The organism is Hungatella sp. SB206, from assembly GCF_051132295.1.
Taxonomy (GTDB): Bacteria; Bacillota; Clostridia; order Lachnospirales; family Lachnospiraceae; genus Hungatella; species Hungatella effluvii.
Genome location: NZ_CP096603.1, coordinates 6451723 through 6472043, shown reverse-complemented (window position 1 = coordinate 6472043; position 20321 = coordinate 6451723). Strand labels below are relative to the sequence as shown.

The window sequence follows — 20321 nt, the reverse complement described above, 5'->3', positions numbered from 1 at the left end:
TAATGTGTTTATCAACAACAAGGGCGTGACGGATGAAGGACAAATGATCCATTGCGCCTTTTTATTTTAAAAAGGAGGAAGTATTGCATGAAATTGAAAAAAATCTTTTCTTTAGGACTGGCTGCGGCGATGACGGCATCTTTGCTGGCAGGCTGTGGATCCGGTAACCCAACGAGTTCCACTACAGCTGCCACCGCGGGGGGACAGGCAGATACGACAGCCGCACCGGCAGAGCCGGCAGCAGCGGGGGAATCGGGTGTTCTCTACAGCAACGGCGGCCCTACTGAGTTCTTCGAGACACCGTGGCTCAATCCTGGTACATACACATATAACAAAACCCTGTACGCACATCTGATCTTTGCCGATGAGAACCTGGCGCCGGTAACCGGTGAAGGCGATCTGGCTAAATCTTACGAGATGTCCGACGATGGAATGACACTGACCTTTGAGTTAAGAGATAATATTTTCTGGCACGACGGCGAAGCGATTACAGCAGACGATATTCAGTGGAGTATCGAGTATGCGCTTAAGACAACGGTGTTAAACTCCGTATTCCGTTCCACATTTGAAGCATTAAAGGGTGCGGCTGCCTATGAGGACGGCAGCGCCGAGCACATCGAAGGAATTGCCGTGGACGGCAGCAAGATTACACTGACCTTTGAGAAAGTCGCACCGGATGCACTGCTGACATTTACGCAGTTTGCTCCTCTGCCTAAGAAGTATTTGGCGGATACAGATCCGATCTCCTTACAGCAGGCCAAGTATTTCCAGAGCCCGATCGGTTCCGGCCCATTCATGGTAGATGAAGTTCAGATGAATAACTACACCACATTGAAGCCGTTTGACAAGTACTACGGCGGAACCGCGAACTTCACTATTCACCTAAATCCGAGTGCAGGCGACAGCGATGCGAACTTCGTAACGAATGCGAAGGCAGGCAAGCTGGATTACGCTTACACCAAGAACATTGCCGATGTCAAGGCGCTGGAGGGAACACCTGGACTTACCATCGACACTGTAAACGTGCGTTATACCCGTCTTCTGTATTTAAACAAGTTTGACAAAAAGGACGGCAAAAAGGCGCCTTTGGCAGACGAGAAAGTACGCCAGGCCATCGCTTATGCACTTGACATGAAATCCATCTTAGACGGCGTTTTCGAGGGAGCAGCACTTCCTGCAAACAGCCTGACACCAGATGGAGCGGACAAGGCAGACGGACTGAACAATTACGACTACAATCCGGAAAAAGCAAAAGAACTGTTAAAGGAAGCAAACTGGGATCCGAATACAGAGCTTGATGTTGTTTATTACTATACCGATCAGATGACACAGGATCTTATGGCTATCATTCAGCAGTACCTTGCAGAAGTAGGTATTAAGATGAACGCAAGACTGGTAGAAGGCGATCTGGCAACCATTCTCTGGAAAGCTCCGGAAGATCCGGTCAACGGACCGAGCGCAGTAGACTGGGATATGTGCTACGCAGCCAATGCAGCGTTATCCTTACATGAGTACTATGACAGATATCAGACCGGTTATTCCATCAACTCTCATACACCGAGCGATCCGAAGTTAGACGAACTCATCGCAGCCACCAACGCTTCCGTAGATGCAGAGGTACAGAGAAAGGCATTCTTCGAATTACAGAAGTACGAGAATGAGACATTATTCGAGCTTCCGCTTTACTATCAGCCAATCTTCCTGCTTCAGAGCGACAAGATTGTAAAGGGTGCAAAGCTTGGCAACCCGCAGTTTAACTATAACTGGGATATTCAGAACTGGGAAATCAAGTAACACTTAGGAGGTGCTGTTAAGGGATTGTATATCATGTACAGTCCCTTAACTTTTAAGAAAGGTGATAAAATGGCAAAATACACAATTAAAAAAATTCTTGGTATGATTCCCATGCTGTTGATCATTACGTTTATCATTTACTGGCTTCTGGATTTGACACCAGGCGATCCCGTTTCGTACCTGATGGACCCGGAGGCGCTTGCGAGACTGACCGCCGAGCAGGTAGCGGCGCTGCGCGCACAGTATGGACTTGATGATCCTTTTTTTGTTCGCTATTTTAAATGGCTGGGCCGCCTGCTGACCGGAGACTTTGGCTACAGTTCTTCCAGCGGTGTGCCTGTAATCCAGATTATGGCGGAACGGCTTCCGGCCACTCTTGAACTGGCCGTGGCGGCACTCTGCATCTCCACCGTATTAGGAAGTGTTCTCGGTGTTCTCGGCGCAATCTACAAGGGAACCATCGGCGACAACGTTCTGACCGTAGCCGGTATGATCGGCGTATCCATCCCTCAGTTCTTCTTCGGTGTCTGTGCAATCTTAATCTTCGCATTAAATTTAGGATGGCTGCCGGTTGGCGGCCGGACGGATCCGACCGTGGTCAATTTTGCAGGGCGAATCAAGTACCTCGTCATGCCGGCTCTCGTTCTGGGAATCTCCATGACGGCAGGTGTCATGCGTTACGCCCGAAGCAGCATGCTGGATACCATGAACAAGGACTACATAAAGACGGCCCGCAGCAAAGGGCTCTCTGAATTCAGAGTGAATTTAGTACACGGCTTCCGTGTATCGCTGACGCCTGTTATCGTCCTGGTGGGCTTCCGCCTTCCGACCCTGATCGCAGGTTCCGTAGTTATCGAGACCGTATTCCAGTGGCCTGGAATCGGAAGTGCATTCAATACGGCGGTTCGTTCGCAGAACTACAATCTGGTCATGATGCTGGCGCTGTTATTCGTCTTCATGACACTGTTTGCCAGTACTCTGGTCGACATCCTGACTGCCGCGTTAGACCCGCGTATTAAGCTGGAACGATAGGAGGGACGGAAGATGAGTATAAAATCAAAACAGCTGCATTTAAACCGGAAGTTTGACCAGATCCGACAGATGGAGGAATCCGGAGAACTGAAGAACAAGAAGTCCGGCAACCGGGCGTTGCGAAAGCTTTTGAACAACCGTCTTGCCATCGTGGGCGGCGTAATTTTCCTGATCATTCTTCTGGCCTGTATCTTCGCACCGCTTTTAACCGGCTATTCGCCGAAGGCCGTGGATATGAAATCTATTCTGAAGCCGCCGTCAGGCGAGCACTGGTTTGGGACGGATAAGATCGGCCGGGATGTATTTGCGCGAGTCCTGTACGGCGGCCGCATGTCCATCGCGATCGGATTCGGAAGCGCCCTGGGCTGTGCATTTATCGGCGTACTCTTAGGATGCTACAGCGGATACCGCGGCGGCTGGTTCGACAGCCTTATGGTCCGGATCTCCGAGGTGTTCATGTCCATTCCACAGCTGATTCTCGTTATGATGCTGGTTGCGATCATGGGACAGAGCGCGAAAAATATCGTGATTATCTTTATCATCTGCGGATGGGGGTCCTGTTTCCGTATGGCCAGATCCCAGGTGCTCTCCATAAGAGAAGAGGAATACGTACAGTCCTTAAAGGTGTTCGGACTCAATCCGTTTATCATCTGCTATAAGCATATTTTACCGAATGCGTTAAGCCCGATTATTGTCAATGTTACACTGAGTACAGCCATGTTTATCCTGGAGGAGGCTTCCTTAAGCTTCTTAGGCCTGGGCGTTCCGCTGGAGGTCCCGACCTGGGGCAATATTTTAAATGCGGCTCAGGATATGTTCACGCTTCAGAATAACTGGTGGATGTGGCTCCCAACCGGTATTGTGGTTTCCTTATTCGTCATGAGCATCAACTTCATGGGCGACGGCATCAGAGATACCACAGATCCGACACAGCAGGGCTAGGAGGCAGGATATGAGCGATAATGCAGTAATTTCCGTTAAAAATTTAAAGACGTATTTCTATACAAATGAGCGCTGCAACAGGGCGATCAACGGCGTTTCCATGGATATTAAAAGCGGCAAGACACTCTGTATCGTAGGAGAGTCGGGCTGCGGCAAGAGCGTGACGGCTACTTCCATCATGCAGCTGCTTCCCAAGCTTTCCAGGATCGAGGAAGGGGAAATCATCTATCACAGCGGAGACAAGCGCGGTGATATTAAGATCCACGAACTGGAAAGAAACGGAAAAGAGATGAGGGATATCCGCGGCAAGGATATCGCCATGATTTTCCAGGATCCCATGACGGCGCTGAACCCGGTCTACACGATCGGATGGCAGATTGAGGAGATGATCCGCTCCCATAACAAGAACGTATCCAAGAAGGAGGCCAGGGAAACCGCCTTAAAGCTTCTGACCGACATGGGAATCCCCAATCCTCAGAAGAGAATCGACCAGTATCCCCACGAATTCTCCGGCGGTATGAGACAGCGTGCCATGATCGCCATGGCCATGAGCTGTAATCCGAAGGTCCTGATCGCCGATGAACCGACTACGGCTCTCGATGTGACCATACAGGCCCAGATTTTCGAACTGATGGATCATTTAAAGAAGAATTACAACACAGCTATCATGCTGATTACCCACGACATGGGAGTTGTCTGCGAGCTGGCCGACGATGTCGCCGTCATGTACATGGGCAATATCATCGAAAGCGGCTCTGCGGAGGAGGTGCTGGATCACCCCACGCATCCGTACACGAGAGCGCTGTTAAAGTCCATCCCTGTTCTGGGAAGGGGCGCCGAACAGGACATCAACCCGATCAAGGGTTCCACGCCGGATCCGTACAACAGGCCGCCCGGATGCCAGTTCGCGCCGCGGTGCGACTACGCCTGCCCGGAATGCGACAAATGCATGCCTGAAGAGGTACAGCTTGGCGGAACTCACATGGTACGATGTGCACGGTATCAGGAGGTGACAAACGATGGCAGATAAGAATCATGATAAGAATAAAGAAGCGCTGCTTACAATCAAAGGCTTAAAAACGTATTTTCCGGTCAAGGGCGGCTTCATGGGAAAGACCCAGAGCTACGTCCAGGCCGTCAACGATATTGATTTGACCATCTATAAAGGGGAGACCCTGGGGCTGGTAGGAGAGTCCGGATGCGGAAAGACGACGCTGGGCAAAACCATCCTTCAGCTCTATAAGCCGACCGAAGGAGAGATGGTCTACGAATTTGAGAACGGCCCCCGCAATCTGGAGAAGCTGACCAGTAAGGAGATGGATGAGGCCAGAAAGAAGATTCAGATCGTTTTTCAGGATCCTCAGTCTTCCTTAAACCCGTCCTTTACGATCTACCAGTCCCTGTCCGATCCGCTGAAGAAATTCGGCATCAAGACGAAAGAGGAGAGAAGGAAGATCATCGGCGATCTGCTGGAAGCCGTAAATATGCGGCGGGAATACATGGACCGTTATCCCCATGAGTTCTCCGGCGGCCAGAGACAGCGTATCGGCATCGCCAGGGCGCTGTGCATCAACCCTGAGCTTGTGATCTGTGACGAGGCGGTCAGCGCGCTCGACGTATCCATACAGGCTCAGGTATTAAACCTGTTAAAGAAACTGAAGGAAGAGCGCAATCTGACCTATATTTTCATCACCCACGATTTGAGCGTGGTGGAGTATATCAGCGACAGAATCGCAGTCATGTATCTTGGCAGAATCGTGGAGCTGGCTGAGGCGGATGAGCTGTACCGCAATACCGTTCATCCATACACCCAGGCCCTTCTCTCCGCGATTCCGGTTGCGGATATTCATCATAAGAAAAAGAGGATCATTCTGGAGGGCGATGTGCCTTCCCCGATGAATCCGCCCAGCGGCTGCCATTTCCACGGAAGATGCAGCCAGTGTCAGGAAATCTGTAAGAACCAGAGGCCGGAACTTAAGAAATATGACATTGACGGGCGTGAACACTACGTCGCCTGCCATTTTGCAGAGGAAAATATCAAACATGCGGCTGAAAAACGAAATAAAATGTGATGTGCTTGTCATGGGGGCCGGGATCGCGGGCATTATGGCTGCGATCTCAGCCGCCGAAGCGGGGGCAGATGTCTGTATCGTAAGCGGTACGCGCATCTGCTCCGGCTCCAGTTTTTATCCGGGGACATGGGGCCTGGGGCTCGTGGGACCCGAGAGTGAAGCGGATGAGGAAGACCTAAAGTCCGTGATTTTAAAGGTCGGTGAAGGCATGGCAGACCCGGAGCTGGTCTCCGTCCTGGTCAGCCATATCCGCAGGGGGACGGACCGGTTAAAGGCATTTGGAATCCAGCTGAAGGAAGCTGAAAACAAAGGGGAGAAGGAGTTCATCCCCTGTTTTGATTATAAGAACAGAGACTGGCACGGTATTGTAAAAGACAGCGCCCGGGAGGTGTTCCTGGCCCGGTTAGAGGAACTGGGGGTCAGATGCTTTCCGTCCACCCGGATCTTACAGTTTATCATGACGGACGGACGGGTAAGCGGCGCGGCGGCCTTGACGGAGAATGGAGGACTGACCGCGTTTTCCTGCAAAAGTCTGGTTGTGGCTTCCGGAGGCCTGGGCGGACTGTTCCAGTACCGTCTGAACACGGATGACGTCACCGGATGCGGCCAGTATCTGGCGCTCCGTGCCGGTGCGAAGCTGGTAAATATCGAGTTCATGCAGATGATGCCAGGGTATCTGTCTCCGGCACCGAAGACGATCTATAACGAAAAGGTGTTCAAATACAGCAATTTCTGCCGCCAGGAGACGGGGCGTTCCATCTTTGAGGACTGGCGGAAGGCGGATTTGGAAGAGCGGATGGAGGTGCGTTCCACCCACGGTCCGTTTACCACCAGACTTCCGTCCGCGCCGGTAGATATCAGGCTGTTCACGGAATTTTTGAGGAATCCCAAGGGTGTCACGGTGACATACCGGGAATCCTTAAGGGAAAATCAGCCGGAATTCATCAGGACCTACTTTGAATGGCTGAAAGAAGAGAAGCATTTGACGATCGACGATCCCATCCAGCTGGGGATTTTTGCCCACGCGTCCAACGGGGGAATCAGGATCGGACCGGACGGAAGTACGGGAGTTCCCGGCCTGTATGCCTGCGGGGAGGCGACGGGAGGAATGCATGGGGCGGACCGGCTGGGCGGCTTATCGACGGCCAATGGCCTGGTGTTCGGAGAGATCGCGGGGAAAGCCGCGGCCGGCTGGAGCAGCAGCATCTCCGGATCGGAGGAGGAATGGGCGGAGGTACTGCTCTCTGTCATTCCTAATGCCGCTTCCTATTTAAAACAGATTCAGGAAATGAATTTCGAATGCGCCATGGTGATTCGCAATGGCGCGCGGGCAGAGCTTGCATTAAACCGATTGGAACGGATCAGGGAGCTGTGCAGATGTGAAGCGGGATACCTGGAAACGGGAGACGGCACGGCGGGACTTGCGGTATCCTGCCGTCTTACCGCAGCGCTGTATTTATCTGAGTGTCTGATGAAGGCGATTCTGCTGCGAAAGGAAAGCCGTGGTTCCCATTATCGCTGGGATTATCCGGAGAAAAAAGAAAATCTTTCCAAAAGGATTTTATCGGTGTGGGATGATGGGGTGAGAACCGGCTGGGAATAATTTGTCAGTTAAAAAGAAAATTTAAAATTATATAATAAAAAAACTTTTTTTTATTAATTGACAAACGACTGTTCCCTGGTATATTCTAGTAGCAGAGGCGGCGTAGGCGCGACGGAAACGGCATGATGCGGTGCCGTTTCCGGCGTGCCTTTTCTTATTACGGTGATCCGTGCATCATGCATGGGCTTCGTCGTAGGATGGCCGTTGGAAACATAAAGGGGGATTAAACATGCAAGGAGACTTTTTAACAAAAATCAGAGCAGAGTACAATCAATTTACGAAGGCGGAAAAGAAGGTGGCCGATTATATCCTGCAGAATCCGAGAGAAGTGCTTTTTATGTCGATTACGGATCTGGCGGAGGTATGTGAGGTTGGAGATACGAGTGTATTCCGCTTTTGTAAGACCATGAATTTGAAGGGATATCAGGAGTTTAAGATGATGCTGTCCTTAAGCCTTCACGATGGGAAATCGGGGCTTGGTCAGCTGGATGGCGACATCAGCCAGGAGGACAGCTTCTCGGAGATGGCTCAGAAGGTGCTGAACACAAATGTAAATGCGCTGAAGGAGACCTTTTCACTGTTGAATGAGGAGAACTTCGATAAGGTGATCAGATACCTTCATGATGCGGACAGGATCTGCTTCTATGGAGTGGGTGCCAGTATGCTTACGGCCATGAAGGCGGCCAACAAGTTTCTGCGCATCGAACCGAAGGTGTACTGTGTTCAGGATTCTCACATGCAGGCCATGGTAGCCTCCATGATGAGAGCCAATGAGGTGGCGGTGGTCTTTTCCTATTCAGGAGCCACAAAGGACACCATCCATGTGGCGGAACTGGCAAAACGTGCCGGGGCGACGGTGATCTGCGTGACCAGATTCGTCAAATCGCCGTTGACATCATTTTCCGATGTGACGCTGCTGTGCGGAGCCAATGAAGGACCGCTTCAGGGAGGTTCTACTTCGGCGGAGATCAGCCAGCTGTTCCTGATTGATTTAATGTATACGGAATACTATCGTCGATATTTCGAAAAATGCAGCAAAAATAACGAAAAGACCTCTTCGTCTGTCATTGAAAAACTTTACTGACCAAAGATTATTCCTAAAAAAAAGAAAAAAAGAAAAATTTTTTTATTTCAGATTGACAAAAAGAAAATTCCGATATATAATAAATTCATAAACGAGAAAGGCGCTTAATTGCAAAAAGTATACAGATTGACCAAATGCCTTTGGCGTTAAATTGACTTATTATAAGGAGGAGTAGTAATGAAGAAAATTTTATCTCTTGGTTTGGCAGCGGCTATGGTAGTTGGTACGCTGGCAGGATGTGGTGGAAACAAACCGGCAGAGACAACGGCAGCTCCAGAGACGACGACAGCGGCGGCAACAGATGCAAGCAAGGCACCGGAAACAACCGCAGCAGACGGCACCACGGATATCGTATGGTGGGCATTCCCGACATTCGGCGTAGACACTGGATACGAGCAGGAAGTCGTTGATGCATTTACTGCGAAAAATCCTGACATTAACGTTAAGGTAGAGTACATCGACTTTACGTCCGGCCCGGATAAGCTGACAGCAGCTCTGACCTCCGGTACAGCACCTGACATTCTCTTCGATGCACCAGGCCGTATCATTGAGTTTGGAGAAGCCGGCTATCTGGTTCCTTTAGATGATATGTTAGACGAACTGAAGAGCGATTTAACCAGCCAGTCTCTGATTGAGACCTGCGTAGGCGCAGACGGTACCGCCTGGATGTATCCGATTTCCTCCTCTCCATTCTATATGGGTCTGAACAAAGAGGCTCTGGAAAAGGCAGATGCACTCCAGTATGTAAACCTGGAAGGCGACCGTACATGGACGACTGAGAACTTCGTAAAGATGTGTGAAGCGCTTCGTGACGCAGCTCCCACACAGGTTCCCGGCATTGTATACTGCGGAGGACAGGGCGGCGATCAGGGTACCCGCGCTCTTGTAAATAACTTATATGGCGCTTCCATCGTCGGCGATGACGGCAAATGGAATATCAGCGAAAATGGCGTAAAAGCTCTCACTCTGTTAAAGAGCATGTATGACAGCAAGGCAATCGATGCAGGCTTTGACATGGCAGCAGCAGATGAGCTTCAGAAGTTCCAGCAGGAGACTGCAGCGATGACATTCTGCTTTGGTACTTCCAGTGAAATTACATATGCATCAGATGACTTTACACAGCTTTCCGTTCCATTCCCATCAGAGAGCGGCAAACCTTCCTTAGAGTATCTGGTTAATGGCTTCGCTATCTTTGACAACAAAGATGAAGCACGCGCTGAGGCATCGAAAAAGTTTGTGAAATTTATCTGTGATGATGCAGAATGGGGTCCGAAGAGTGTTGTTAAGACCAATGCATTCCCGGTACGTACTTCCTTTGGCGATCTGTATCCTGGAGATGAGCACAAAGCGATGCTGGCTTCCTGGAGCCAGTACTATGGCCCATACTACAATACACGTGCAGGCTTTGCAGCCATGCGTCCGCTGTGGTTCAATATGCTTCAGCAGGTATTCAACGGTACCGACCCACAGGCCGCTGCTGACGAGTTCAACGCGAGTGCAAACAGCAACTAATAAACACTAATTTATGAACAGCAACATTTACATGGCTTCCTTCTTCTGCCGGGTGCAGAGGGAGGAAGCCAATCTTTAGGGAGGGAGTGTAAAACACATGGCAAATACAACTGTTTCCACACAGAAACCCGGGCGTCCAAAAAACAAAAAAGAAAAAATGCCTGCACGAAGTAAGGTGCTTCAGCGTAGAGAGACATTTGTTTCATATATGTTCCTGCTTCCGGCGCTGATTTTCTTTGTAGGCTTTGTTATTTTCCCTATGGCGTCAGGGGTTATCACCAGCTTTACCAATGCCAGTTTTTCAGATCCGAAGGGAACTGCCGTAGGATTTGCCAATTACATACGGCTTTTTCAGGATAAAATTTTCTTAAAATCGGCGGTGAATACCGTTATTATCGTGGTGGTATCGGTTCCTGTTGTAACCGCATTCTCCCTGTGGGTCGGAACAGCCATCTATAAGATGCGTTCCGGTATCCGTTCCTTTTTCCGCTGTGTATTCTATCTTCCGGTAGTTACCGGTTCCGTCGCAGTCGTTGTAGTATGGAAATGGATGTTCGATAAGTATGACGGCCTTTTTAACTATATCATCAGGAGCTTTGGCGGTCAGCCGCTTCCCTGGACTTCCGGTGAGTCCATGGCCCTGTGGTGTATTATCCTGATCCTGTTTACGACCTCCATCGGCCAGCCGATCGTTCTTTATGTAGCTGCACTGGGTAATGTGGATGCCTCTATGGAGGAGGCTGCCAAGGTGGATGGAGCCAATAATTTCCAGGTGTTCTGGAATATTAAGTGGCCGTCTATCATGCCGACGACACTGTATGTGGCGGTTATTACCACCATCAACAGCTTCCAGTGTTTTGCACTGATCCAGCTTCTGACCTCCGGCGGTCCGAATTACAGCACCAGTACGGTTATGTATCTGCTGTATGAGATCGCATTTAAGACCACCAAGGAGTTTGGTTATGCCAACGCCATGGGGGTGGTTCTGGCAATTGTAATTGCGCTGTTCAGTGCCTTGCAGTTTAAGGTTATGAATGGTGGAACATCAGAATAGGAGGGGCGAAAGATATGGGAAATAAAAAGAAAGCAATAAGTCCGTATTATGTGATTACACTTATCCTCCTGGCGGCTATGGCCGTGTTCTTTCTCTTTCCTCTGTACTGGATTATCACCGGTTCCGTGAAGGAGAAGAGCGACATTATTATAAAGTCCGGTGAAATGGTAAAGTGGTTTCCTACAACGATTACATGGGATAACTACAGCCGGCTCTTTAAGAGCGGGACGAAGCTTTTCGGCATAGGCATGCCGATGGCAATCCGCTGGCTGTTTAACAGTGTGTTCATCTCCGTAGTGGCGATGGGACTTACCTGTATTACCTCTTCTCTGGCAGGATACGCACTGGCGAAGAAACGTTTCTGGGGCAAGAGCCTGATCTTCGGTCTGTTCGTATGTGCCATGGCACTCCCGAAGCAGGTTATTCTGATTCCTTTGATGAGACAGATGTCAGCTATGGGATTTTTGAAATCTGTATGGGGCTCCATGTTTGCAGTAATCTTCCCGGTTGTCGGATGGCCATTCGGTGTATTCATGATGAAGCAGTTCTCTGAGAATATTCCGACCTCTCTTCTGGAAGCCTGCCGGATTGACGGGGCAGGAGAGCTGACAACCTTTGTGAATGTGGCATTTCCAATCATCAAACCTGGTTTTGGTGCGCTGGCGATCTTCACATTCATTAACTCCTGGAATGAATATCCGCTGCAGTTGGTTATGCTGACTCAGAATGAATCTAAGACCATTGCTTTAGGTATTGCCAGTAAGCTGAGCGAAATGTCCAACGATTTCGGATTAATTATGGCAGGTGCGGCTCTGGCCTCCGTTCCGATTATCATTGTGTTCCTCTGCTTCCAGAGATACTTTACGCAGGGAATTACGATGGGGGCGGTAAAAGGCTGAGTGTGGATTGAAATAAAACTTCTTCATATAATAAGAAGAGGCTGACCGGAATGAATTCGGCCGCCTCTTCTTTTTTTGGCAGCAGAGTCAAACCAGACGGCAGAGCTTTGGGCTGGGAGGAAACAGTAACTGTCTGGAGGTTTGCTGTGAGGATTATGCTAAATATATTGCCTGTTCTTTTCCGGGTGTGATAGAATAAAATAAGTATCAGGACGGAGAGGGAGGTGCGGTTTCCATGGCAGAGAAAACATTCAGAAATAAAATATACTGGTTTACCTTCCTGTTCAGCGTGCTGGTTATCTGGGTCCACTCCTATAACGCCGTACTGTTCCTGGGAAATACCGGGGCGGCGGCCTCCCTGGTGCGGCTGGAGCGCTTTTTCGGCGACAAAATCGCTCAGATCGCGGTTCCCGGCTTCTTTATGATTTCTTCTTATCTCTTTTTCCGCGGATATAAACCGGAGATTTTAATGCGCAAATGGAACTCCCGTATCAGAAGCGTTCTGGTTCCGTATATCGTGTGGAACAGTCTGTACTATTTGGGCTATGTGATCGGAAGCAGGCTTCCCTACATTTCTGATGTGATCGGTAAGGGAAAGATTCCGTTTGGCCTTTTGGAAACGGTTGATGCGATTCTGAATTATACCTATAATTATGTGTTCTGGTATCTCTACCAGTTGATTCTCCTCATTCTCCTGGCTCCTCTCATCTATCTCGCGGTAAAACGGATCTGGCCCGGAATCGTGTTTCTGGCGATCCTGCTGACAGGGGTCTATCTGGGAATCAATCTGCCGTTTCTGAACCTGGACGCGCTGTTTTACTATTCCTTTGCGGCCTTCGCGGCGGTACACAAAAAAGCGGTGGTGGAAGGCGTCTGGTCACGGAAACGCCTGATTGCGGGTTTGGTGCTTCTGGCGGCCGGCTGCATCTCCCTGCGGACGGATCTGCCTGGCAGCAGCCTGGGGGAGACTGCGTCTGTTACGGTGGTCTACCGGCTTCTGGTCCCGGTTGGCCTGTGGCTCATGGTGCCGGAGGAAAGGCTTTTCGAAGCCAGAGATTTCATGAAGAATAACTTTTTTTTGTATGCGGTTCACTTTGCACTTGTCCGTCTGATCAACAAAACGGGAGCATTGCTGCTCCCGCCTGTACCAGTTCTTGCTTTTCTTCTGTTCTTTCTTATGCCTCTGTTCGCCGTTGTCATCAGCTGGCTGGCAAGCCGTCTGATCCGGCGCTTTGCGCCTGCCGTATGGAGGCTGTTAAACGGGGGTCGATGACCACCGGCCTGAGGCTCCGCACGGAAGTACAAGGCCTGTCCTGGTAACCGGAAGACCCACCTCCTCCGACTGAACGAAGCCGCCGTGTTTGCTGGCCACCTCGATGGACAGCATATAGGTTAAGACGGCGGGAGCCAGTCCCGTGGTGTAGGAGTTGATGAGATAGAAGAGCGGATCATCCGAGAGAAGCTGGGCACAGAGCCTGACCAGCGGATGAATGGATTCCTCGATCTTCCAGATCTCCCCTTTAGGACCGCGGCCATAGGATGGCGGATCCATAATGATTCCGTCATAGTGATTACCGCGCCGGATTTCCCGCTCCACGAACTTGACACAGTCGTCCACGATCCAGCGGATAGGCGCCGATTCGAGTCCGGAGGACCTGGCGTTTTCCCTGGCCCAGCCCACCATGCCCTTGGAGGCGTCCACATGGGTGACCGAGGCGCCGGCGGCTGCGGCTGCCAGTGTGGCGCCGCCCGTGTAGGCAAACAGGTTTAAGACTCTGACTGGCCGTCCTGCCTCCCGGATCTTACTGCCGAACCAGTCCCAGTTGGCCGCCTGCTCCGGAAACAGTCCGGTATGTTTGAAACTGAAGGGCTTCAGCTGAAATGTCAGCTCCTTATATTGAATACTCCACTGCTGAGGCAGATCGAAGAATTCCCATTCTCCGCCTCCCTTAGCGCTGCGGTGGTAATGTCCGTTCCTGTGTTTCCAGCCTTTCTCCGTCTTTGGGGTAGACCAGATGACCTGCGGGTCCGGGCGAACCAGCGTGTAGTTACCCCAACGCTCCAGTTTTTCTCCCTCTGAACAGTCTATCACTTCATAATCCTTCCAACCGTCTGCAATCCACATGCCACTTATCCCTGACCTTTCTGTATTTACCGTATAATGCGTTGTATGATTCTATGATTATACTGGATAAAGGGAAAAGCGTCAAGGGAACAGAGTTCTGAAGGGCAGACGTTTTTTTACATAGTTACGGAGCTGTGCATTATCCATAATTTACTTAAAAATTGTAATAGAATTGAAAGATAATAACAGTTGAATAATTTCAGATAAATTGCTACAATGAATAGAGTAAAAAGGAGAATCCTGTAAGGAGTGACAATATGAAGAAAAAAGGTTTCGTTGTGCTGGCGGTTGCTGCGGTACTGGCTTTAGGAACTGCCACCATGAGCGCATGGGCAGCTGAAGGGTGGGCGCAGTCCGGAAACACCTGGTCATACTATGATTCCAACGGATATAAAGTGACCAATGTGTGGAAAAAAGGCGCGGACAACTTATGGAGATATTTGAACGGCAATGGCGAGATGGCCGTCAATACATGGGTAGATAATACTTATTATATGGATTCTAACGGGATTCTGGTAACGGATAAGTGGATGAAGTTTCAGGAGTCCGGCAGCTCCGAGTATAAGTGGTATTACTTCGGAAGCAGCGGAAAAGCGATTATGGACAACTGGTCCAAGATTAATAATAAATGGTATTATTTTGATTCTAACGGTGAGATGCAGACCGGATGGGTTCTGGATAACATGTACTACTGTGGTACGGATGGAGTAATGAGGACAGGCTGGCAGAAGCTGTTTCCGCCGGACAGTGATTACGATCCGGACCGTGTGTCTCCTGGAGACGAGGATGACGACGGAAAGCACTGGTATTACTTCAGCGACAGCGGCAAAAAGTATATGCCGAAGGAAACCAGCGGAGACTACGGTACTTATAAGATTGACGGCGTAGCATACTGCTTCGATTCGGACGGCGCGCTTCAGACGGGCTGGAAGAATGTCGGCGTTGATAACGCAGATTATGACATTCAGAATTATAAGTATTACGATTCCAGCGGGAAGTTAAGGACCGGCTGGTATTCGATCGAACCGCCGGAGGATTTAAGCGGATACGAAGGTGATGTAGAATGGTTTTATTTTTCCAGCAACGGAACGCCAAAGGCGGGACCGAAGGAAGGAGAGGCCACAACACAGAACTTAACAAAGATCAACGGAAAGACGTATCTGTTCAATGACAGAGGGAATCCGGTCTATGGTCTTCAGAAGGTTCGGATTGGAAGTACTTCGGAGTATACCTCCTATTATTTTGGTGACAAGAAGACGAGTACCATGCAGAAGGGAAAGATCAAGGTTACCGAGGGTGACGGCGATGAAGAGACGTATTACTTCAGCGACAGCGGCCGCGGCTATACCGGCGTTAAAGACGGATACCTCTATTACATGGGCAAGCTGCAGCGGGCGGAGGACGGCGTCAGATATGAGCCGATTACCATCCCGGCCGGAAACAGCTACACGACCTATGTGGTGAACGCATCGGGCAAGGTGGCTAAGAACACGACTGTCAAGAACGCAGACGGTGTGAAGTACAAGACGAGCAGCAGCGGATCCCTTACGAAGGTGGATGACGAAGACGCCTCCGGAAGCTACCGGGATCCGATTGAACCGGTTTGGAAAGAATAAAAAATTTTAGAAGAATGACAGGGAAGCAGGATTGGAGCCGAAGGGATGGTTCTGATCCTGTTTTTATTATACCTGTTTTTAATAATCGCTTCTCCGGGTCAAATGACCTTTCTTACGCCTCTGTAGTGAATTACAATGAGGAAAAAGAAAAGGAGAGAAATAATATGAGAAAATTAATTATTGATACTGATACGGGAAGTGATGATGCAGTGGCCCTGATGCTGGCGCTGTTGGAGGAGTCGGTCGAGGTGCTGGGGATTACCACGGTCTGCGGCAATGTCCCGCAGATGCTGGCAACTAAGAATGCGCTGATGACGGTTGAACTCTGTAACAAAGAAGTCCCGGTTTATCCGGGGGCAGACCGTCCGCTGTTTCGTGATCTGGTAACGGCCGTGCGTGTACACGGAGATGACGGAATGGGAGACTGTGACTTAATCCATCCCACCAGGGCAGCCGAGAAAACACATGCGGTCAATTATATCCTGAACACTGTGCGTCAATATCCAGGCGAGATTGAAATTGTAACGCTGGGACCGATGACAAATCTGGCATTGGCTATTTTACAGGATCGCGAGGCGATGAAAGGAGTAAAGCACATTTATACGATGGGGACATCGGGCTTTGGACCAGGAAATACAACGCCTGTGGCAAGCTTTAATGTCTATGTAGATGCCGACAGCTTCCGGGTACTCCTGGGAGCAGGAATTCCGCTTACGATTATCGGCTTTGACCAGTGTATCGGAGAGTCAGCCCTTCATAAAGAAGATTTGGAAAAACTGGCATCACTGAATAGGCTGGGAAAGTTTGCGGCAGACTGTAACCGCACCCTCCTTCAGTATAATCTGAAGCGGACCGGTGAGTATATGGTGGATCTGCCGGATGCGGTGGCAATGGCAGTGGCGCTATGGGATGATATTGCGTTAGAGCGGGTGAGTGTGCATGCCTATTGCTGCACCGCAGATGAGGTCACCTATGGTCAGGTTATATTCTATGACAGATATGACTTCCTTTCTGTACAGCATGAGGTTCCGCCGGATAATGCAGAGGTGGTCCGTAAAGTGGACGCAGCATTATATAAGAGGCGTCTGTTACAGGCTTTGGAAGGCAGACAGTTAAGATCTTTTGTGCAGCAGTAGCATGTTCTGCAAACCTTCACAGACATCGTGTATCTGCTCTTCATTGACGATCTGAAAGCCGGAAGCGTCGTAGCTGACCAGTTCTCTGTTCTCTGCTACCAGTCGGTTTAAGCTGCGGATAGGGGCACAGATTTCTTCTGCAATACGGGCTTTGCTCAGAGAATCCAGGTCACATGCATTATGATGGTTATAGATTGAAAGAAGGTACCGTTCCCGCATAGTCAGTAAAGACAGCCTGGTCATGTGGTCGGAGTTATCCAGCAGTTTCTCACTCATGCGTTTTAAAAGGAAGAACGAAAAATCGGGATCTTCCTTCAGCCACTGTAGAAAATCACGTTTCGCTACGAGATATACGGTGCAGTCTGTCGTGGCCCTTACCATCAGGGGATAACGCCTGCCGCAGAGCAGTTCTATCTCACCAAAACAGTCTGCACCGCAGTACTCGTAGATATTCAGTTCTTCACCATCGATCCCGAGATTGTATACAGCTGCTTTTCCTGACACCAGGATATAGAGGCAGCCACTGGTTTGATAAGGATCCAGGATTGTTTCTGATTTTTTAAAATTGCGTGTGATGAACGATAAGGTCTTAGGGAGATGGCTTAGCAGATCGTACATGTCAGTTCTTTTCCTTTCAGGGGTAATGGGGTTATACTAATTTTAACTGTTGTTTCATCGAATACCAGCATTCTGTTATTATTATACTACTATTTGAAGCAGCCGGGGAGACTGCTTTTTGTGTTATCCGGAGATTTCGCTTTCGTATTCTTCACTGTTTCCTCAGAACGATTATAAAATGGCTACTACTAATAGGAAGAAACACTGTAAAACCCCTCAAAAGCGGCAGATCAGCCATCGAATAAAAAAAATTAAGAAATAAAGAAAAAAATGCTTGCAATGTAAAAAAAAGTGTGCTATCCTGTAAAGGCTGTGGCATGATAGCTGTGAAGCGTGAGGTTGCTGCCCAAGAGGCAGGTTTTCCGTGGAGCGAATGTCAAGTTAGGAAACTGGCGACAAGTCACTGTACAATTAAAGAATTCTGTTTCAAAAAAACGGAAAATCAGTGTGGGGTCCTGGAGGACACACACGGGAACGTGTACAGTCACCGCTTGTCGTACTTCTACTAAGTGCGAAAAGGAGGCGACTTTTTTTATGGCAAGTCAAGTAATGAGAATCACATTAAAGGCGTACGATCATCAGTTAGTTGATCAGTCTGCAAGCAAAATCATCGACACTGTGAAAAAAACAGGATCACAGGTGAGCGGACCGGTGCCGTTACCAACGAAGAAAGAAGTGGTAACTATCTTACGTGCAGTTCACAAGTACAAAGATTCCAGAGAGCAGTTCGAGCAGAGAACGCACAAGAGACTCATCGATATCATTACACCAAGTCAGAAGACTGTGGACGCATTATCCAGACTGGAAATGCCGGCCGGTGTATACATTGATATCAAGATGAAGAACAAATAATTTTTCTTCATCGCATCAATTAAGGTAATATCCTGAAGGGTTTAGATATAGAAGCAACACACCATTCCGCCGAACCTCGGTGAGGGGAACTCTCACATTCCTCCAAACGAAAGTGAGGAGAGTTACCAGTTCCTCCAAAGGAATCAACATCTCCGGAAAGGCCGCTTTGAAAGCAGCAGAGAAGGCCTGAGATGGAGTCATAGTGTTCCACTTATATTGGACTGTTCTAGGATGATTGCAGAAGGGATCTTTAATCCCGGCAATCCGCTGTAGAATTAACAAACAGGAGGTAAAAACATGAAGAAGGGTATATTAGCTACCAAAGTCGGAATGACACAGATCTTCAATGAGGACGGAGTATTAACTCCAGTAACAGTTCTTTTAGCCGGCCCGTGTGTAGTAACACAGGTTAAGACCGCTGAGAACGACGGTTACAATGCAGTACAGGTTGGTTTTGTTGACAAGAGAGCAAAACTTGTAAGCAAGCCACTTAAGGGCCATTTTGATAAGGCCGGTGTATCTTACAAGAGATACGTAAGAGAGTTCAAGTTCGAGAATGCTTCCGAGTATTCCGTTAAGGACGAAATCAAAGCAGACATCTTCGCTGCAGGCGATAAGATCGATGCAACCGCAATCTCCAAAGGTAAAGGTTTCCAGGGTGCTATTAAGAGACACGGACAGTCCAGAGGACCTATGGCTCACGGTTCCAAATTCCATCGTCATGCAGGTTCCAACGGTTCCTGTTCTGACCCGAGCAAGGTATTCAAAGGCAAGAAGATGCCTGGACAGATGGGTAACAAGCGCGTAACAATCCAGAATCTCGAGATCGTTAAGATCGACGCAGAGAACAACTTAATTCTGGTTAAGGGCGCTGTACCAGGACCGAAGAAGTCCTTAGTAACAATCAAGGAAACAGTAAAAGCAGCAGTTTAATGCTTTTATAAGAAAGGAGGAACACACAGATGGCAAACGTATCTGTTTACAATATGGAAGGTAATGAAGTTGGCACATTAGAGTTAAGCGATGCTGTGTTTGGTGTGAATGTAAACGAGCACCTTGTACACTTAGCAGTTGTCAGCCAGCTTGCTAATAAGCGCCAGGGCACACAGAAAGCGAAAACTCGCTCTGAAGTATCCGGCGGCGGAAGAAAACCGTGGAAGCAGAAAGGAACCGGTCATGCAAGACAGGGTTCAACAAGATCTCCACAGTGGACAGGCGGCGGAGTTGTATTTGCTCCAACACCAAGAGATTACACGATCAAACTGAACAAGAAGGAAAGAAAGCTTGCGCTTAAGTCTGCCCTTACAAGCAGAGTGAACGAGAACAAGTTCATCGTTGTTGACGAGTTAAAGTTTGACGAAATCAAGACAAAGAAGTTCCAGAACGTATTGAATAATTTAAAGGTATCCAGAGCACTTGTTGTTGTTGGCGAAGACAGCGCAAACGCAGTGAAGTCCGCAAGGAATATTCCGGCTGTTAAGACTGCTTTTGTTAACACGATCAATGTATACGATATCTTAAAGTATAACACAGTTGTTGCTACCAAGACTGCTGTTGCAGCAATCGAGGAGGTGTACGCATAATGGCAGATATTAAATATTTTGACGTAATCCAGAAGCCGATCGTAACCGAGAAGAGCATGAACGCTATGGCGTCCAAGAAATATACTTTCACTGTTCATCCGGATGCAAACAAGGCCATGATCAAAGAAGCTGTCGAGAAGATGTTCCCGGGAACCAAGGTTGCCAGCGTGAACACCATGAACTTAGAAGGAAAGACCAAGAGAAGAGGAATGACCTTCGGTAAGACAGCTAAGACGAAGAAAGCGATCGTTCAGCTTACTGCTGACAGCAAGGATATCGAAATCTTCGAAGGACTGTAGGATATTCGCCGTTACGGCAGTATTGGTCCTATACTATGTGATGAACATTATATCACGATAAAATGAAACGCCAGGCGGCGTTGAAGCATTTGCGGGCCAT

19 protein-coding genes are annotated in these 20321 nt (G+C 49.0%); 17 read left to right on the top strand and 2 right to left on the bottom strand.

What is annotated here, in order from left to right:
- Positions 1-87 precede the first annotated feature (87 nt).
- The 11 genes from M1L66_RS28820 to M1L66_RS28770 all read left to right on the top strand — a co-directional run bounded on the left by M1L66_RS28820 (position 88) and on the right by M1L66_RS28770 (position 13265).
- On the top strand, positions 88-1794 hold the full coding sequence (locus M1L66_RS28820) for an ABC transporter substrate-binding protein (RefSeq protein ID WP_187020085.1): 1707 nt from the start codon (positions 88-90) through the stop codon (positions 1792-1794).
- 69 nt (positions 1795-1863) lie between these two features.
- Positions 1864-2826, top strand: coding sequence for an ABC transporter permease (locus M1L66_RS28815; RefSeq protein ID WP_025530777.1), 963 nt, complete (start codon positions 1864-1866; stop codon positions 2824-2826).
- A gap of 12 nt (positions 2827-2838) precedes the next feature.
- Positions 2839-3768: an ABC transporter permease gene (locus M1L66_RS28810; protein ID WP_002604718.1), complete on the top strand. Its 930-nt coding sequence runs from the start codon at positions 2839-2841 to the stop codon at positions 3766-3768.
- A 10-nt stretch (positions 3769-3778) separates the two neighbouring features.
- The gene (locus M1L66_RS28805) at positions 3779-4798 is read left to right on the top strand and encodes an ABC transporter ATP-binding protein (RefSeq protein ID WP_002604717.1); all 1020 of its coding nucleotides are present in this window, start codon (positions 3779-3781) and stop codon (positions 4796-4798) included.
- Complete coding sequence (locus M1L66_RS28800; protein WP_029467286.1) at positions 4788-5840, top strand: ABC transporter ATP-binding protein; 1053 nt, start codon at positions 4788-4790, stop codon at positions 5838-5840. The genes M1L66_RS28805 and M1L66_RS28800 overlap by 11 nt, the downstream gene beginning before the upstream one ends.
- The gene (locus M1L66_RS28795) at positions 5812-7443 is read left to right on the top strand and encodes an FAD-binding protein (RefSeq protein WP_434689023.1); all 1632 of its coding nucleotides are present in this window, start codon (positions 5812-5814) and stop codon (positions 7441-7443) included. Before M1L66_RS28800 ends, M1L66_RS28795 begins: the two co-directional genes overlap by 29 nt.
- A 229-nt stretch (positions 7444-7672) precedes the next feature.
- Positions 7673-8527 carry a MurR/RpiR family transcriptional regulator gene (locus tag M1L66_RS28790; protein ID WP_055653517.1) on the top strand — a complete coding sequence of 285 codons (855 nt, stop codon included), beginning with the start codon at positions 7673-7675 and terminating at the stop codon, positions 8525-8527.
- 177 nt (positions 8528-8704) lie between these two features.
- The gene (locus M1L66_RS28785) at positions 8705-10039 is read left to right on the top strand and encodes an ABC transporter substrate-binding protein (protein ID WP_434689022.1); all 1335 of its coding nucleotides are present in this window, start codon (positions 8705-8707) and stop codon (positions 10037-10039) included.
- A 97-nt stretch (positions 10040-10136) separates the two neighbouring features.
- Positions 10137-11093 (top strand): carbohydrate ABC transporter permease, encoded by a 957-nt coding sequence (locus M1L66_RS28780; RefSeq protein WP_002604712.1) that lies wholly within the window; start codon positions 10137-10139, stop codon positions 11091-11093.
- Between the two features lie 14 nt (positions 11094-11107).
- On the top strand, positions 11108-11992 hold the full coding sequence (locus tag M1L66_RS28775; RefSeq protein WP_002604711.1) for a carbohydrate ABC transporter permease: 885 nt from the start codon (positions 11108-11110) through the stop codon (positions 11990-11992).
- A gap of 235 nt (positions 11993-12227) precedes the next feature.
- Complete coding sequence (locus M1L66_RS28770; RefSeq protein WP_434689019.1) at positions 12228-13265, top strand: acyltransferase family protein; 1038 nt, start codon at positions 12228-12230, stop codon at positions 13263-13265.
- Here the strand turns inward: M1L66_RS28770 and M1L66_RS28765 are convergent.
- Positions 13248-14117, bottom strand: coding sequence for a class I SAM-dependent methyltransferase (locus M1L66_RS28765; protein WP_187020076.1), 870 nt, complete (start codon positions 14115-14117; stop codon positions 13248-13250). The two genes, M1L66_RS28770 and M1L66_RS28765, sit on opposite strands and share 18 nt — an antisense overlap.
- 257 nt (positions 14118-14374) lie before the next feature.
- Between M1L66_RS28765 and M1L66_RS28760 the strand changes: the two genes are divergently transcribed.
- Together M1L66_RS28760 and M1L66_RS28755 are read left to right on the top strand one after the other, a co-directional pair.
- Entirely contained in the window at positions 14375-15733 is a 1359-nt protein-coding gene (locus M1L66_RS28760; RefSeq protein WP_187020074.1) for a cell wall-binding protein, read from the top strand.
- 164 nt (positions 15734-15897) lie between these two features.
- Positions 15898-16869 carry a nucleoside hydrolase gene (locus M1L66_RS28755; protein WP_434689016.1) on the top strand — a complete coding sequence of 324 codons (972 nt, stop codon included), beginning with the start codon at positions 15898-15900 and terminating at the stop codon, positions 16867-16869.
- On the opposite strand, the gene M1L66_RS28750 is transcribed toward M1L66_RS28755, so the two are convergent.
- Positions 16846-17487 carry a Crp/Fnr family transcriptional regulator gene (locus M1L66_RS28750; protein WP_434689014.1) on the bottom strand — a complete coding sequence of 214 codons (642 nt, stop codon included), beginning with the start codon at positions 17485-17487 and terminating at the stop codon, positions 16846-16848. The genes M1L66_RS28755 and M1L66_RS28750 overlap by 24 nt on opposite strands.
- Before the next feature lie 534 nt (positions 17488-18021).
- Between M1L66_RS28750 and rpsJ the strand changes: the two genes are divergently transcribed.
- The 4 genes from rpsJ to rplW all read left to right on the top strand — a co-directional run bounded on the left by rpsJ (position 18022) and on the right by rplW (position 20221).
- On the top strand, positions 18022-18339 hold the full coding sequence (gene rpsJ / locus M1L66_RS28745; protein WP_002604705.1) for a 30S ribosomal protein S10: 318 nt from the start codon (positions 18022-18024) through the stop codon (positions 18337-18339).
- 297 nt (positions 18340-18636) lie between these two features.
- The gene (gene rplC, locus M1L66_RS28740; RefSeq protein WP_002604704.1) at positions 18637-19272 is read left to right on the top strand and encodes a 50S ribosomal protein L3; all 636 of its coding nucleotides are present in this window, start codon (positions 18637-18639) and stop codon (positions 19270-19272) included.
- 29 nt (positions 19273-19301) lie between these two features.
- On the top strand, positions 19302-19922 hold the full coding sequence (gene rplD / locus M1L66_RS28735) for a 50S ribosomal protein L4 (protein ID WP_187020069.1): 621 nt from the start codon (positions 19302-19304) through the stop codon (positions 19920-19922).
- Entirely contained in the window at positions 19922-20221 is a 300-nt protein-coding gene (gene rplW, locus M1L66_RS28730; protein ID WP_002604702.1) for a 50S ribosomal protein L23, read from the top strand. The genes rplD and rplW overlap by 1 nt, the downstream gene beginning before the upstream one ends.
- The last annotated feature ends 100 nt before the right edge of the window (positions 20222-20321 follow it).

What these genes read in the sequence shown, in the direction of transcription:
- M1L66_RS28820 (WP_187020085.1), top strand. Translation starts at nt 88, where the DNA reads ATGAAATTGAAAAAAATCTTTTCTTTAGGACTGGCTGCGGCGATGACG.
- M1L66_RS28815 (WP_025530777.1), top strand. Translation starts at nt 1,864, where the DNA reads ATGGCAAAATACACAATTAAAAAAATTCTTGGTATGATTCCCATGCTG.
- M1L66_RS28810 (WP_002604718.1), top strand. Translation starts at nt 2,839, where the DNA reads ATGAGTATAAAATCAAAACAGCTGCATTTAAACCGGAAGTTTGACCAG.
- M1L66_RS28805 (WP_002604717.1), top strand. Translation starts at nt 3,779, where the DNA reads ATGAGCGATAATGCAGTAATTTCCGTTAAAAATTTAAAGACGTATTTC.
- M1L66_RS28800 (WP_029467286.1), top strand. Translation starts at nt 4,788, where the DNA reads ATGGCAGATAAGAATCATGATAAGAATAAAGAAGCGCTGCTTACAATC.
- M1L66_RS28795 (WP_434689023.1), top strand. Translation starts at nt 5,812, where the DNA reads ATGCGGCTGAAAAACGAAATAAAATGTGATGTGCTTGTCATGGGGGCC.
- M1L66_RS28790 (WP_055653517.1), top strand. Translation starts at nt 7,673, where the DNA reads ATGCAAGGAGACTTTTTAACAAAAATCAGAGCAGAGTACAATCAATTT.
- M1L66_RS28785 (WP_434689022.1), top strand. Translation starts at nt 8,705, where the DNA reads ATGAAGAAAATTTTATCTCTTGGTTTGGCAGCGGCTATGGTAGTTGGT.
- M1L66_RS28780 (WP_002604712.1), top strand. Translation starts at nt 10,137, where the DNA reads ATGGCAAATACAACTGTTTCCACACAGAAACCCGGGCGTCCAAAAAAC.
- M1L66_RS28775 (WP_002604711.1), top strand. Translation starts at nt 11,108, where the DNA reads ATGGGAAATAAAAAGAAAGCAATAAGTCCGTATTATGTGATTACACTT.
- M1L66_RS28770 (WP_434689019.1), top strand. Translation starts at nt 12,228, where the DNA reads ATGGCAGAGAAAACATTCAGAAATAAAATATACTGGTTTACCTTCCTG.
- M1L66_RS28765 (WP_187020076.1), bottom strand. Translation starts at nt 14,117, where the DNA reads ATGTGGATTGCAGACGGTTGGAAGGATTATGAAGTGATAGACTGTTCA.
- M1L66_RS28760 (WP_187020074.1), top strand. Translation starts at nt 14,375, where the DNA reads ATGAAGAAAAAAGGTTTCGTTGTGCTGGCGGTTGCTGCGGTACTGGCT.
- M1L66_RS28755 (WP_434689016.1), top strand. Translation starts at nt 15,898, where the DNA reads ATGAGAAAATTAATTATTGATACTGATACGGGAAGTGATGATGCAGTG.
- M1L66_RS28750 (WP_434689014.1), bottom strand. Translation starts at nt 17,487, where the DNA reads ATGTACGATCTGCTAAGCCATCTCCCTAAGACCTTATCGTTCATCACA.
- rpsJ (WP_002604705.1), top strand. Translation starts at nt 18,022, where the DNA reads ATGGCAAGTCAAGTAATGAGAATCACATTAAAGGCGTACGATCATCAG.
- rplC (WP_002604704.1), top strand. Translation starts at nt 18,637, where the DNA reads ATGAAGAAGGGTATATTAGCTACCAAAGTCGGAATGACACAGATCTTC.
- rplD (WP_187020069.1), top strand. Translation starts at nt 19,302, where the DNA reads ATGGCAAACGTATCTGTTTACAATATGGAAGGTAATGAAGTTGGCACA.
- rplW (WP_002604702.1), top strand. Translation starts at nt 19,922, where the DNA reads ATGGCAGATATTAAATATTTTGACGTAATCCAGAAGCCGATCGTAACC.